This is a genomic window from Streptomyces sp. SCSIO ZS0520, assembly GCF_025643355.1.
Classification (GTDB): Bacteria; Actinomycetota; Actinomycetes; order Streptomycetales; family Streptomycetaceae; genus Streptomyces; species Streptomyces physcomitrii.
This window is the reverse complement of record NZ_CP092644.1, coordinates 212,323-225,490: the sequence shown is the minus strand read 5'-3', so window position 1 is coordinate 225,490 and position 13,168 is coordinate 212,323. Positions and strand designations below refer to the sequence as shown.

Here is a 13,168-nt window from a genome sequence, read left to right as displayed (position 1 = left end):
TGCGGCGCTCAGGCGGACAGCCCGCGCAGGGCCGCCAGGGCGCGGTCCGCGTGGGCGCTCATGCGCAGTTCGCTGCGGACGATCTCGACGACCCGCCGGTCGGTGCCGATCACGAAGGTGGCCCGCTTGGTCGGCAGCACCGTCAGGCCCCGCTTCACGCCGAAGCGCTCCCGGACGCCGCCCTCGGGGTCGGAGAGCAGCGGGTAGCCGAGGGTGTGCCTGCCGGAGAACTCCTGCTGGCGGGCCACGCTGTCGCCGCTGACGCCGACCGGGCGGCCGCCCGCGGCGCGGAACTCCGCGGCCAGGTCGCGGAAGTGGCAGGCCTCGGCGGTGCAGCCCGGGGTGAGCGCGGCCGGGTAGAAGAAGAGCACCACCGGGCCCTCGGCGAGCAGGCCGGTCAGGCTCCGCATCTCGCCGTTCTCGTCGGGCAGTTCGAAGTCCTCGACCAGGTCACCGATCTTCATGTGCGCTCCTCCGCCGATCTGCTGATGCGCTGACGTACCGCGGTTGCGGTGCCGACGTACTGCGGTGCCGACCTGCTGAGCGCCGGTGCCCGGGCGGCGCGTACGGACCGCCCGCGCCGCCCGCCCGGCTCAGGGCCTGCCGGCCTTCTTGCCGACCTGGTGCGCCCACAGGACGAGCGGTGCCTGGAGCGGCAGCCGGGCCAGCGCGGCGTTGCGCAGCGGGGCGGGCTTCGTGCGCCAGTCGAGGGCCATCTGGACGTTGCCGGGGAAGACGCCGACGAAGAAGGCGGCGGCCGACTTCGCCGCGATCCGGCGGGTCCGCGGCCAGGCGACCCCCGCGGCGAGCGCGAACTCCACCGCCGCGCTGGCCTGGGTCCAGGTGCGGGCGGGGCCGGGCAGGACGCGCGGCACCATCGCGTCGAAGACCCGGGGGACGGCGAGATGGGCAAGGCCTGCTCCGGCGAGCAGTCCGGCGAGGAGTTTCGGGGAGCTGATGTTCTGCGGCATGGGGGCTCCTTGAGGGATTTCCCGGGAGCCTACTAGACGGTAAGTAAACAGCGTGAGGGGTGTCGGGCGGCTTCCGGGGGAGTGCGGGGCCGCCGTCCTGGGCAGCCACGTCGGCGGGAGCTCGCGCGAAGGGGGCCGGGTGCGCGAAGCTCCAGGTGACGCGCGGCGGCACCGCGCACCCGGCGGAGCAACCAGGAAGGCAGGAGCACCTCGCACATGGCACATCAGCCGGTGTCCCTCGACCCACTCGACCGCAAGATCCTCGCCGCCCTGGTGGCGAACGCCCGCCGCAGCTTCGTGGAGATCGGCCAGGAGATCGGCCTCTCCCCGGCGGCCGTCAAACGCCGGGTCGACCGCATGCGCGAGAGCGAGGTCATCACCGGCTTCACCACCGTGGTCCGCCCGAGCGCCCTCGGCTGGCGCACCGAGGCCTATGTCGAGGTCTTCTGCGAGGGCGCCGCCCCGCCCCGCAGACTCGCCGAGGTGGCCCGCACCTACCCGGAGGTGGTCGCCGCCATGACGGTCACCGGGGGTGCCGACGCCCTGCTGCACATCCGCGCCGCCGACATCGAGCACTTCGAGGAGGTGCTCGAACGCATCCGGGCCGAGGACTTCGTCCGCCGCACCAACAGCGTCATCGTCCTGACCCACCTGCTGCCCGGCTCGCCCGACGCCGGTGCCTCGGCCCCGCCGCGGGGCGCCGAGGAGGGCTCCTGAGCCCCAATCCTCCAGCGGGGCAGGAGGATTGGCGGGGCGGGTGAAAAGAAACCCCGCACCATGCGCGATGGACGCAAAACTCCTGCGAGTACACGCAATCCACAGGCGTTGTCGCAGATCACCGGTGTTCCTACCGTGGAGGCATCCCCGCGTTTGCCCTACGGCGAGAGGAAACCCCTGTGCCGTCCACGCCCGCTGCCCGAACGCGCAGATACCTCATGTGCGAGCCGCGCTACTTCGACGTGACCTACGCGATCAACCCCTGGATGACCGAGGGCGCACCGGTCGACCCGGCCCTGGCCCTCGCCCAGTGGCAGGAGCTGGTCGACACCTACCGCTCGCTCGGTCACACCGTGGAGCTCCTCGAACCGGTGCCCGGGCTGCCCGACATGGTCTTCGCGGCCAACGGCGCCGCCGTGGTCGGCGGCCGGGTGCTCGGCTCCCGCTTCTACGCCCCCGAGCGGGTGGCGGAGGCCCCGGCGCACCAGGCCTGGTTCAAGGCGGCGGGCTTCGACGTACGGGAGCCCGAGTTCGTCTGCGAGGGCGAGGGCGACCTGGTGACGGTCGGCCGGCACCTGCTCGCGGGCACCGGCTTCCGCACCGCGCTCGCCGCGCACCAGGAGGCGCAGGAGTACCTTGGGATCCCGGTGGTCAGCCTGCACCTGACCGACCCGTACTTCTACCACCTCGACACGGCGCTGTTCGCCCTCGACGACGAGAACATCGCCTACTACCCGGAGGCCTTCTCGCCGGGCAGCCGGGAGGCGCTGCAGCGGCTGTACCCGGACGCGATCCTGGCCACCCGCGAGGACGCCTTCGCCTTCGGCCTCAACGCCGTCTCCGACGGCCGCCATGTGATCGTCTCGCCGGGCGCCGGGCAGCTCACCGCCCAGCTCGCCGAGCGCGGCTACGAACCGATCCCCGTCGATCTCTCCGAACTGCACAAGGCCGGCGGAAGCGCCAAGTGCTGCACCCAGGAGGTACGTCCCGCATGACCGCTCAGCCCCAGAACACCGGCCGCCGCTCCTCGGCCGAGCTCATCCACGCCGAGGAGTCCCGGCTCGCGCACAACTACCACCCGCTGCCGGTGGTGGTCGCGAAGGCCGAGGGCGCCTGGGTCGAGGACGTCGAGGGACGCCGCTACCTGGACATGCTGGCCGGGTACTCGGCGCTGAACTTCGGCCACCGCCACCCGGCGCTCATCGAGGCCGCGCACCGCCAGCTCGACCAGCTCACGCTGACCTCGCGGGCCTTCCACAACGACCGCCTGGCGGGCTTCGCCGAACAGCTCTCCGACCTCACCGGCCTCGACATGACGCTGCCGATGAACACCGGTGCGGAGGCCGTGGAGAGCGGCATCAAGCTGGCCCGCAAATGGGCGTACGAGGTCAAGGGGGTCGCCCCGGACCAGGCGAACATCGTGGTGGCCGCGGGCAACTTCCACGGCCGGACCACCACCATCGTCAGCTTCTCCGACGACCCGGTGGCCCGCACCGGCTTCGGCCCCTTCACCCCGGGCTTCCGCACGGTGCCCTACGACGACCTGGCCGCCCTGGAGGCCGCCGTCGACGAGAACACGGCCGCCGTGCTGATCGAGCCCATCCAGGGCGAGGCGGGGGTGCTCATCCCCACCGACGGCTACCTCGCCGGGGTCCGGGAGCTGACCCGGCGCGCGAACGTCCTGTTCATCGCCGACGAGATCCAGTCGGGCCTCGGCCGCACCGGCACCACCCTGGCCGTGGCGCACGAGGCCGTCCTGCCCGACCTGCTGCTGCTCGGCAAGGCGCTCGGCGGCGGCATCGTGCCGGTCTCGGCGGTGGTCGGCAGGCGCGAGGTGATGAGTGTGCTCGGCCCCGGCCAGCACGGCTCCACCTTCGGCGGCAACCCGCTGGCGGCGGCCGTCGGCAGCGCGGTCGTCGACCTCCTGGAGACCGGCGAGTTCCAGCAGCGCGCCAAGGACCTCGGTGTGGTGCTCGCCGACCGGCTCTCCGCCCTGGTCGGGCACGGGGTGGTCGGCTACCGGGCGCGCGGTCTGTGGGCGGGCGTCGACATCGACCCGGCCTTCGGCACGGGACGTGAGATCAGCGAGCGGCTGATGGCCGAGGGCGTCCTGGTGAAGGACACCCACGGCTCGACGATCCGGTTCGCCCCGCCGCTGTCGATCAGCGAGGAGGACCTGGTCTCCGGGCTCGGCGCGCTGGAGACCGTACTCGCGGGCTGAGACGGGCCGTCCGTACGGCCGAGAGGGAGGTACGGACCGGAGGCACGGACAGTGCGAGCGGCGGCGCGGGTGCGAGAGCCCCGCGCCGCCGCTCGCGTACGGCGGACCCCGGGCTCAGGCCTGCAGATCGACGACGACCTTCACGTCCTCGGGCCGCTTGTGCAGGAACTCCGGGGTGAAGCCGCTCAGCGGGACCTTGCGGGTGATCAGCCGCCGCAGCCAGCGCAGATCCGCGTCCGCGAGCGCCTCGGCGGCCTGCTCGAAATTGCGCCGGTTGGCGTTGACCGAGCCGAACATCACCGTGTTCTCGAGGACCATCTCCTTGTTGCTCTCGTCCAGCGGCACGGGGGTGCGCCGGGAGTCCGAGGCGATGCCGGTCAGGCAGATCACCCCCGAGGGGGCCACCTTGCCGGTGAGGTCGAAGACCAGCGGTCCGTGCCCGGTGGTGTCGACGATCAGCTCCGGGGTCACCTTGGCGTCGTCCAGGGAGCCCACGTGGAAGGTGGCGCCGAGGTCCTTCACCAGCTGCGCCTTGGGCTCGTCCCCGTTGACGTCCAGGACGTGCACCTCCAGGGCGCGCTGGGCGCCCATCAGCGCCGCCAGCAGGCCGATCGGCCCGGCGCCGGTGACCAGGACCGTCCTCGGGCGCAGCGGGGCCCGGGTGACGAAGCGGTCGATCTGCTCCCAGGCCTTGGCGAGCACCGAGGCCGGTTCCAGGAGGACCCCGCAGTCGCCGAGCCGGGGGTCGAGCTTGATGGCGTACTCCGGCTCGATGCGCCACAGCTGGGAGCCGTAGCCGTCCAGCTCCTTGATGCCGCGCTCGGTGTACCGGCCGTTGCTGCAGAAGTCCCAGGAGCCGTGCGCGCAGGGCTCGCAGGGCACCGGGTCGGGCCGCCGTACGATGCCCGCCACCAGGTCGCCCGGGGCGAAGCCGCTGCCCGGCGGGGCGTCCCGCACCGAGCCCAGCGACTCATGGCCGAGGAGCAGGCGCTGCTGACCGGGCGGCACCCAGCCGTAGCCCTCCTCGACGATGTCGGCGTCGGTGCCGCAGAGGCCGAGCAGCAGCCCCTCGACGAGCAGTTCGCCCTGGGCCGGCTTCGCGTCCTGGACCTCCTCGACCCGCACCTGGCCGGGATCTCCGGGGACGACCGTGATCGCCTTCATGATGACTGCGCTCCCCTCGCGGGATGTCGGTGCCCGGCGGCGGGGTGCCGCCCGGGCAGGGCTACGACGAGACGTGACCGCCCGCTCACTCCTCGCTCACGCTAAGGGCGCCGGGGCCCGGTGTCCCCTCCAGCGGCGCGGGGCACGGCCGGTCGGTGGAATCCGCGCCGGTGCCGCTTGCGGCGGGCGCCCCGGTGGAACCCATGCGCCAGACCGCGCGCGGATCCCCGCCGCCGCACTTCCGCGCGCCGCTCCCGATCCGCCGTACGACGCTCCGGAAGGGCCGCCCTCGATGACGAGCCAGACGAACACGCAGACCGGCGAGGACGAGGACCCCGTCCACCTCTCCGAGCGGGGCATGGCCAGGGCCCGGCGCTGGGCCTGGATGATCGCGCTCGGCGGCTTCCTCTTCGGCTACGACACCGGCGTCGTCTCCGGTGCCCTGCTCTTCGTACGCCGGGAGTTCGACCTGAACTCCTTCGAGCAGGGCAGCGTGGTCAGCATCCTGCTGCTCGGCGCCATGGTGGGCGCGCTCGGCGCGGGCCGGGTCGCCGACCGGCTCGGGCGGCGGCGGACCCTCGCCCTGGAAGGAGTGGTCTTCGCCCTGGGCACCGTGATCGTGGTGACCGCCACCGGCTATCCGGTGCTGCTCGCCGGGCGGATCGTGCTCGGCCTCGCGATCGGCGGGGCCTCGGCGACCGTGCCGCTCTACCTCTCCGAGGTCTCGCCGCCGCAGATCCGGGGCCGCAACCTCACCCTCAACCAGCTGATGATCACCACCGGCATCCTGGTCTCGTACCTCGTCGACCTCTCTCTGGCGAGCAGCGGGGAGTGGCGCTGGATGTTCGGCGCCGGTCTCGTCCCGGCGCTCGCCCTGGTGCTCTGCTGCACCCGGCTGCCCGAGTCGGCCTCCTGGCTGATCGCGCGGGGCCGCGAGGACGAGGCCCGCAAGGCCATGCGGCAGGTCACCGAGGACGAGGCGGGTGCCGCCGCGCTCGTGGAGCGCTTCCGGCGCCGCGACGAGCGGGAGGCCCGGGCCGCCGAGTCCGCGCATGTGCACGGCAAGGGCTGGCGGGTGCTGCTCGCGGCGCCCTTCAGGCCCGCCCTGGTGGTGGGGCTCACGGTGGCGGCCGTCCAGCAGCTCGGCGGCATCAACACGATCATCTACTACGCGCCCACCATCATCGAGAACACCGGCCTGACCGCCTCCAACTCGATCTTCTACTCGGTCTTCATCGGCCTGATCAACCTGGCCATGACCCTGGTCGCGGTGCGCTTCGTGGACCGCAAGGGGCGGCGGCCGCTGATGCTCTTCTCGCTGACCGGGATGCTGCTCACGCTGATCCTGATGGGCCTCGCCTTCGTGGCGGACTTCAGCTCCGTCATCGCCCTCGTCTTCATGGTCCTGTACATCGCCTCCTTCGCCGCGGGGCTCGGCCCGGTGTTCTGGGTCCTGGTGGGCGAGGTCTTCCCGCCGTCGGTCAGGGCGGTCGGCTCCAGCGCGGCCACCTCCGTCAACTGGCTCGCCAACTTCACCGTCGGCCTGGTCTTCCTGCCGCTCGCCGACGCCATCGGCCAGGGCGAGACCTTCTGGATCTTCGCCGGGGTCTGCGCCTTCGGGCTCTGGTTCGTCGCGAGATACGTACCCGAGACGCGCGGCGCGAGCGCCGAGGAGATCCAGGAGGGGCTGGCGAAACGCTTCCACCGCGGGGGCGGGACGAGCGCGGGACGTGGTGCGTGAACCCGCTCAAGCGGCTGCGCGGCGCGGCCCGGGTCGACCTCGCGGGGCTGAGCGGGCCGATGGAGACCGCCGGTCTCGACGCCTGGCAGCGGCTCACCACCAACTTCTGGCCGGTGCTCCAGCAGGCGCTCGCCGCGGGGGCCGCCTGGTACCTGGCCCGCCATGTCGTCGACCACCATCTGCCGCTCTTCGCCCCGATCGCCACCATCGTGGCCCTCAACGCCCCCCGCGGGGAGCGCGGCGTCAACGCGGTACGGCTGATGCTCGGCGTCTCGGTGGGCATCCTGCTCGGCGAGGCGTCCATGGCCGTCATCGGCGGCCACGGCTATCTGACCCTCGGGGCCGCGGTGTTCGCCTCCATGCTGGCCGCGCTCGTCCTCGGCGGGGAGCGCATCGTCATCGCCCAGGCCAGCGTCAGCGCGATCATCGCCATCGCCACCGGCACCGAGGAGGCGGGCCCCCAGCGGCTGACCGACGCGCTGATCGGCACCGGAGTCGCCATCGTCGTCACCCAGTTCCTGCTCCCGGCCGACCCGGTGGTCCTGCTGCACAGCGCCCAGAAGGCCTTCCTCAAGGAGCTGTCCGACTCGCTGTACGTCACGGCCCGCGACCTCGACCGCGCGGACAACAGCCTCTCCGAGAAGTCCCTGGAGCAGCAGCGCGCGGTCCACAACCGCCTGGTGGAACTCGGCGTGGTCCGGATCAGCAGTGTGGACACCGCGCGCCGCTCGCCGGTCTGGTGGCGCAGGAAGGACCGCATCGTGCACGAGAGCGAGCACATGGGCCGCCTGGAGGTGCTCGGCGGCAGCTGCCTGATGCTCACCCGGGTCGCGGTCAGCGAGGGGGAGGAGGGCCGGAGCCGGCTCGCCCCGGTGGTGAGCGATCTCGCGAGCATCCTCGGCCGCCTCGCCAAGGACCCCGGCGACGTGGGCACCCGCCAGCGGGCGGCCAACCGGATGCTCGACCTCTCCCGGCACGTGGCCGAGTTCGCGGACGACCCGCAGGCCCCCGCCGCCGACTCCTGGCCGGTGGTGCGCCTGATCGCCGCCGACGTGATGATGTTCGCGGGCGTGGACGAGGACGAGGCCTACGCCGCCGCCCACGAGGGCGCCGAGCAACTCGGCTTCCCCGCGCCCTCGGTGAGCCCCCTCAAGCCGATGATCAAGAGCACCCCGCTGGACAAGTACACGCCCTGAGGCCCGGCGCGGGCGTACGGGCACGAGAAGGGACCGCCATCTCCCCCGTGGAGTGCGGTCCCCTCGGTCACCGCCGGGTCCGGCCCGCCCGTCACGGCGGTGGCCCCCCTCACGGCCGGTCCGCGCGCTGGGGATCCCGGCCGTCCCGGACTCCCGGGCGGTGACGTGCCCGAGCTTCGCCTTCCGTCCCTGGCCGTGCAAGCTTTTCGAGGTTCCTGGAAAAGCGGTGCGCGGGCGCAAAAGCCGTGGCCGCGCGCCCCGGTGGACCGGGCTCAGGAGAGCAGGTCGAGTACGGAGTGGCCGCGTTCGGTGCGCCACAGCCGCACCTGCTGGCCGCGGCGCTCGCGCTGGAGCAGGCCCGCCTGCTCCAGCTGGGCGCAGTGGTAGGTGAGGGTGGCGGGGCTGCAGCCGATCCGGACGGCGATCTCGCCCATGGTCAGCGGCTCCTCGCAGGCGCGCAGCAGGGCCGCGCGGCGGGGGCCGAGCAGGAGCGCGAGCGCGTCGGTGCTGCCGTGCGGTTCGGTGCAGTTCTCCCAGAGCCGCCCGACTCCCGGCATCGGGTAGCCGATCCACACCAGATCGGGCCGGTCCAGGGCGAACATCGAGGCGCCGCTGCCCGAGACGATCGGCACCAGCACGAGACGCCTGCCGTCGAGGCTGAACTCGGCCGCCTGCTGGTCCGGCAGGCGCAGGCTGCCCTCCCCGTAGCGGAAGCGGCTGCTGACCGAGCCGAGGAGCACGTCCAGGTTTCCGCTCACCGCGGCGGTGCCCACCCGCTCGGTCTCCCGGTGCAGCAGGGCGCCGGCACCCCGCCACACCGGCCGGAACTGGTCCCAGACCGAGCCGAGCAGCCGCGCGTAGGCCCGCAGCCACTCCTGGGGGCGCTCCACCACCGGCTGCCACTGGGGCGGGACGAACTCCGGGAACTCCGTCTCCAGTTCGGTCAGCAGGGTGTCCGGCGAGAGGTCGGCGAGCAGGGCGCACTGGCTGGCCACATCGCCGTCGGGCATGCAGGCGGTGGGGGTGATGCTGTCCGGGATCACCGAGTACGCGGGGGCGAAGAGCGGGGCGAGCACGGCCCCGGAGCCCTCCGGCGCCGCCTGCCTGACCAGGGCCCGCCACCGCTCGGGCACCCCCTGGGACCTGCCGCCGAGGGCGTCCGCGAGCAGTGAGAGCAGGGTGGCGCCCTGGTGTGCGGTCACCGAGACGCGCAGCTGGTCCAGCGGTCCGAGACGCAAGTGCGTATAGCCGTGCATCCGCCTTCCTCCTCCGGCCGTTGCCCTGCCGTCGCCCTTCCCGGCTCGCCCGCGCGCCCGCGGTGTTCGCCCGGCGCCTGACCGGCATGGGACAGGGATCGGGCGACTTCCGGCCAGCGTAGCGGCGGTACGCGGATGCCGGGCGGGCCGATGCGGTGCGGGGGCGGGGCGGGCCCGGCGAGGTCAGGTGGGGTGTGCGCGCACTAGCAGCGCTTTAGGGGCCGAGGTGAGGGTGGTCCTGTCGGGGCGGCCGGTGCGCCAACGGGGGCGCGCGAGGCGGTCGGCGGGCCCAGGGCCCCGCGATTCCCTTACCCGGCGGGGGAGTTGCTCGCGTACGCCGCGTGTCCGTGCAAAGAGGGAGCCGTGACCCTGCGGCGGGGGAAGTCCCAGGGTCACGGCTCCTCGGCCGCGCGGACGGCCGTCTGTGGGGGGCGGTTCAGCCGTGGTACGGCCGGGGAGGCGCGGTCCCGCCGGTTGGCCGCCTTCCTGATGTTTCCGAAACTACTCGACTTTCAGAAACTTGTGAAGGCTAATGTTCGTCAGAGTCCGAAAACCGCACCAGGCAGGGGAGTTGGCGTGGACGAGACCCGACCGCGGCGCTACGAGGGAGAGGTGCCGGACTTCGTCGAGCGCTTCGCCGCCGATCTCACTGAGGCGGGCATGCCCAGGATGTCCGCCCGCGTCTTCGCCTGCCTGCTCGCGGAGGACAGCGGCCAGCTCAGCTCCGCCGAACTCGCCGAACGGCTCAGAGCCAGCCCCGCCGCGATATCCGGCGCGGTCCGCTACCTCTCGCAGATCCACATGGTCGGCCGGGAGCGCGAACCCGGCTCCCGGCGCGAGCGCTACCGGGTCCGCGCCGACATCTGGTACGAGGCCTTCACCAGCCGCGACAAGGAGCTCTCCCGCTGGGAGTCGACCCTGAAGTCGGGTGTGGACATCCTCGGGCCGGAGACCGAGGCCGGACGGAGACTGGCCGAAACCGCCGACTTCTTCGAGTTCATGCAGAGCGAACTGGCCACCCTGATGGACCGCTGGCGGGCCCGCCGCGCCGGGAGTTGAGCACGGCACCGGTACGCGGCACCGCGCCGGTACGCGAGAGCGCGCCCGGCGCCCCGCCCTGGGGGGTGGCGGGGCGCCGGGCGCGCTCGTCTCAGTGGCTGCGGAAGCCGCGGCCCGTCTTGCGGCCCAGATAGCCCGCGCCGACCAGGTGCTCCAGATGCGCCGCCGGGGCGAGCGACTCCTCGTGGAAGGCCGCGTGCAGGCTGCGCTGGATCTGCAGCGAGACATCGAGCCCGATGACGTCGTGCAGGGCCAGCGGGCCGAGCGGATAGCCGCAGCCCTGCGCCATCACCGTGTCGATGTCCTCGGCCGGTGCCCGGTGCTCCTCCAGGAGCCGCACCGCGTCGTTCAGGTACGGGAAGAGGAGGGCGTTGACGATGAACCCGGCGCGGTCCGCGCAGGCCACCGGGTGCTTGCCGAGGTCCGCGCAGACCCGGTGCGCGGTGGCCAGCGCGTCCGGCGCGGTCAGCACGGTGCCGACCACCTCGACCAGCTTCATCACCGGCGCCGGGTTGAAGAAGTGCATGCCGACCACCGAGCCGGGCCGCCGGGTGGCCATCGCGCACTCGACCACGGGCAGGCTGGAGGTGGTGGTGGAGAGCACCGCGTCCGGCCGGCAGGCCTTGTCCAGGGCGCCGAAGATCTGCCGCTTGACCGGGAGTTCCTCGGCGACCGCCTCGATCAGCAGGTCGCAGTCGGCGAGCGCGCCGAAGTCGTCGGCGGGCACCAGCCGGTCCAGAGCCGTCGCGGCGACCTCCGCGGAGAGCTTGCCGCGGCTCACCCCGCGGTCCAGGGAGCGGCCGACCCCGGCGACCGCCTCCTTCGCCTTGACCTCGGAGCGGGCGGTGAGCACCGTCGCGTAGCCGCTGCGGGCGAAGACCTCCGCGATGCCCCGCGCCATGGTGCCGGAGCCGACGATGCCGACCTGCCGCACCGGGCGCGGCTCGCCGAGCCCGGGGCTCGCGGCCACCGGACGGCCCGGCGCGTCGGCGGGGTAACTGTAGAAGCCGCGGCCGGACTTCACGCCGAGCAGGCCCGCGGTGACCATGTGGGTGAGCAGCGGCGGCGGCAAAAAGCGCCGCTCGCCGGTGAGGCGGTGCAGCCCGCGCAGGGTGTCGAGCGCGGTGTCCAGGCCTATCAGGTCGAGGTGGGCGAGCGGCCCGAGAGGCAGTCCGCAGCCCAGCGTCATCGCCGCGTCGATGTCGTCGCGGGAGGCGTAGCGCCGCTCCAGCATCGCGACGGCGCCCGCGAGGTAGGCCATCAGCAGACCGCCGCCGGTGAAGCCCGGCAGATCGGTGGAGTCCACGGCGGTACGGCCGAGTTGGGCGACCAGCTCCGCGGTCCGCTCCCGCACCTCCGGGTCGGTGACCGGGGTGGCGACCACCTCGACCACGCCGCCGTCCGGGGCGTGCCCCACCGGGTGCAGGCCGATGGTCCGCGGCAGGCGCCCGGTCTCGGCGGCGACCTGGGTGACGGAGAGCGCGGTGGTGGTCGCGAGGATCGTCGCGGGCCCGCAGACCTCGCCCGCCCGGCGCAGCACCGCGGCCTTCAGGGCGAGGTCCTCGGTCACCGCCTCGATGACCAGCCCGCTGCCCGCGACGGCGTCCGGGTCCAGGGTGTACGTGACCTGCTCCGCCGCCTCACCGGCGGCCTGCCGCACCGCCTCCCGGCCCCGGGCGAGCGAGGCCTCGTCGGCCTCCACGGCGGTCACCCGCGCGCCGGTGCGCAGCAGGGAGGCGGTGAGGGCGGAGCCGATGGTGCCGAGTCCGAAGACCGCGACGGAGTCGAAGGCGGGCGGTGCGGACGTCATACGGTTTCCTTTCGATGGGCGCGGGCGGCCGGACCGTCCCAGCGCACGAGCGCCGAGCCGAGCGACATACCGCCGCCGAACCCGGTGAGCAGCAGCACGTCCCCGTCGCCGAAGGCACCCGAGCGGTGCGCCTCGTCGAGGGTGATCGCGATGGAGGCGGCGCTGGTGTTGCCGTGCCGTTCCACGGTCAGATGGGTGCGCGCTTGGTCGAGACCGAGTTCGGGCAGGAGCTTCGCGAGCATCACGCCGTTGGCCTGATGCGGAATGAAGTGGTCGATGTCGGAGTTCCGCAGACCGCCGGAGGCGATGACCTCCCGTACGGCGGGCGGCAGTTCGGCGGCGACGAATTCGCTCACCCCGCGGCCGTTCATACGGAAGTGGTGCAGGCCCTCGGCGACGGTCTTCTCGGAGGCGGGCAGCCGGCTGCCGCCCGCCTCGACCCGGATGAGGTCCTCGGTGCCGCCCACCGTGGAGAGCTGCGAGCCGATCAGGCCGTGGCCGGATCTGACCGGTCCGAGGACCGCGGCGCCCGCCCCGTCGCCGAAGAGGATCGCGGTGCGCCGGTCCTCGCGGTCGATGATCCGGGAGTAGGTGTCGGCGCCGATGACCAGTCCGTATCCCGGGCCGTCCGGTCCCGGCGCGGCGAGCAGCCGGGCGGCGGTGACGAGGCCGAAGACGAAGCCGCTGCACACCGAGTTGAGGTCGAAGGATGCCGCGTTCACCGCGCCGATGCGGTCCTGCACGAGGCAGGCGGTGGCCGGCTGCGGGCTGTCCGGGGTGGAGGTCGCCAGGAGGATCCAGGACAGCTGGGCGGCGTCCAGTCCCGCCGAGTCGAGCGCGGCCCGGGCCGCCTCCACCGCGAGGTCGGATGTCGCCTCCGAATCGGCGGCGTAACGGCGTTCCCGGATACCGGTCTTGCGCGCGATCCACTCCTCGGTGACCCCGGCCCGTTCGGCGACGACGGCATTGGAAACTCTGTCAGCAGGAAGATACGACCCGGTGCCCAGTATTCCTATTCCTGTCATGCTGCGGG

Annotated in this window: 12 protein-coding genes; 6 read left to right on the top strand and 6 right to left on the bottom strand. The window is 73.0% G+C overall.

Annotated features, from left to right (window positions below):
• Positions 1-8: 8 nt before the first annotated feature.
• Positions 9-464, bottom strand: a complete 456-nt coding sequence (locus tag MID12_RS00620) for a peroxiredoxin (RefSeq protein ID WP_040246063.1) — start codon at positions 462-464, stop codon at positions 9-11.
• A gap of 129 nt (positions 465-593) precedes the next feature.
• Positions 594-971, bottom strand: coding sequence for a membrane protein (locus MID12_RS00615; RefSeq protein ID WP_040246062.1), 378 nt, complete (start codon positions 969-971; stop codon positions 594-596).
• A gap of 216 nt (positions 972-1,187) precedes the next feature.
• Here MID12_RS00615 and MID12_RS00610 point away from each other — a divergent pair, with 216 nt between their 5' ends.
• From MID12_RS00610 to rocD, 3 genes are all read left to right on the top strand, one after another.
• Positions 1,188-1,688 (top strand): Lrp/AsnC family transcriptional regulator, encoded by a 501-nt coding sequence (locus MID12_RS00610; RefSeq protein ID WP_040246061.1) that lies wholly within the window; start codon positions 1,188-1,190, stop codon positions 1,686-1,688.
• A gap of 179 nt (positions 1,689-1,867) precedes the next feature.
• On the top strand, positions 1,868-2,683 hold the full coding sequence (ddaH, locus tag MID12_RS00605; RefSeq protein ID WP_040246060.1) for a dimethylargininase: 816 nt from the start codon (positions 1,868-1,870) through the stop codon (positions 2,681-2,683).
• Positions 2,680-3,909 (top strand): ornithine--oxo-acid transaminase, encoded by a 1,230-nt coding sequence (rocD, locus tag MID12_RS00600; protein WP_040246059.1) that lies wholly within the window; start codon positions 2,680-2,682, stop codon positions 3,907-3,909. The genes ddaH and rocD overlap by 4 nt, the downstream gene beginning before the upstream one ends.
• A 114-nt stretch (positions 3,910-4,023) precedes the next feature.
• Here the strand turns inward: rocD and MID12_RS00595 are convergent, their stop codons facing one another.
• The gene (locus MID12_RS00595) at positions 4,024-5,073 is read right to left on the bottom strand and encodes a glucose 1-dehydrogenase (protein WP_040246058.1); all 1,050 of its coding nucleotides are present in this window, start codon (positions 5,071-5,073) and stop codon (positions 4,024-4,026) included.
• 292 nt (positions 5,074-5,365) lie between these two features.
• On the opposite strand from MID12_RS00595, the gene MID12_RS00590 reads away from it, so the two are divergent.
• Both MID12_RS00590 and MID12_RS00585 read left to right on the top strand, forming a co-directional pair.
• On the top strand, positions 5,366-6,814 hold the full coding sequence (locus MID12_RS00590; protein WP_411576889.1) for a sugar porter family MFS transporter: 1,449 nt from the start codon (positions 5,366-5,368) through the stop codon (positions 6,812-6,814).
• Complete coding sequence (locus tag MID12_RS00585) at positions 6,811-8,010, top strand: FUSC family protein (protein ID WP_263164127.1); 1,200 nt, start codon at positions 6,811-6,813, stop codon at positions 8,008-8,010. The genes MID12_RS00590 and MID12_RS00585 overlap by 4 nt, the downstream gene beginning before the upstream one ends.
• 272 nt (positions 8,011-8,282) lie before the next feature.
• Here MID12_RS00585 and MID12_RS00580 read toward each other — a convergent pair whose 3' ends face one another.
• Positions 8,283-9,266, bottom strand: coding sequence for an ArsR/SmtB family transcription factor (locus MID12_RS00580; protein ID WP_263164124.1), 984 nt, complete (start codon positions 9,264-9,266; stop codon positions 8,283-8,285).
• Positions 9,267-9,842: 576 nt separating this feature from the next.
• On the opposite strand from MID12_RS00580, the gene MID12_RS00575 reads away from it, so the two are divergent.
• On the top strand, positions 9,843-10,325 hold the full coding sequence (locus MID12_RS00575; RefSeq protein WP_052482008.1) for a GbsR/MarR family transcriptional regulator: 483 nt from the start codon (positions 9,843-9,845) through the stop codon (positions 10,323-10,325).
• A 91-nt stretch (positions 10,326-10,416) separates the two neighbouring features.
• Here the strand turns inward: MID12_RS00575 and MID12_RS00570 are convergent, their stop codons facing one another.
• Both MID12_RS00570 and MID12_RS00565 read right to left on the bottom strand, forming a co-directional pair.
• The gene (locus tag MID12_RS00570; protein ID WP_040246056.1) at positions 10,417-12,135 is read right to left on the bottom strand and encodes a 3-hydroxyacyl-CoA dehydrogenase family protein; all 1,719 of its coding nucleotides are present in this window, start codon (positions 12,133-12,135) and stop codon (positions 10,417-10,419) included.
• Positions 12,132-13,160, bottom strand: coding sequence for a 3-oxoacyl-ACP synthase III family protein (locus MID12_RS00565; RefSeq protein ID WP_263164121.1), 1,029 nt, complete (start codon positions 13,158-13,160; stop codon positions 12,132-12,134). The genes MID12_RS00570 and MID12_RS00565 overlap by 4 nt, the downstream gene beginning before the upstream one ends.
• Positions 13,161-13,168: the final 8 nt, after the last annotated feature.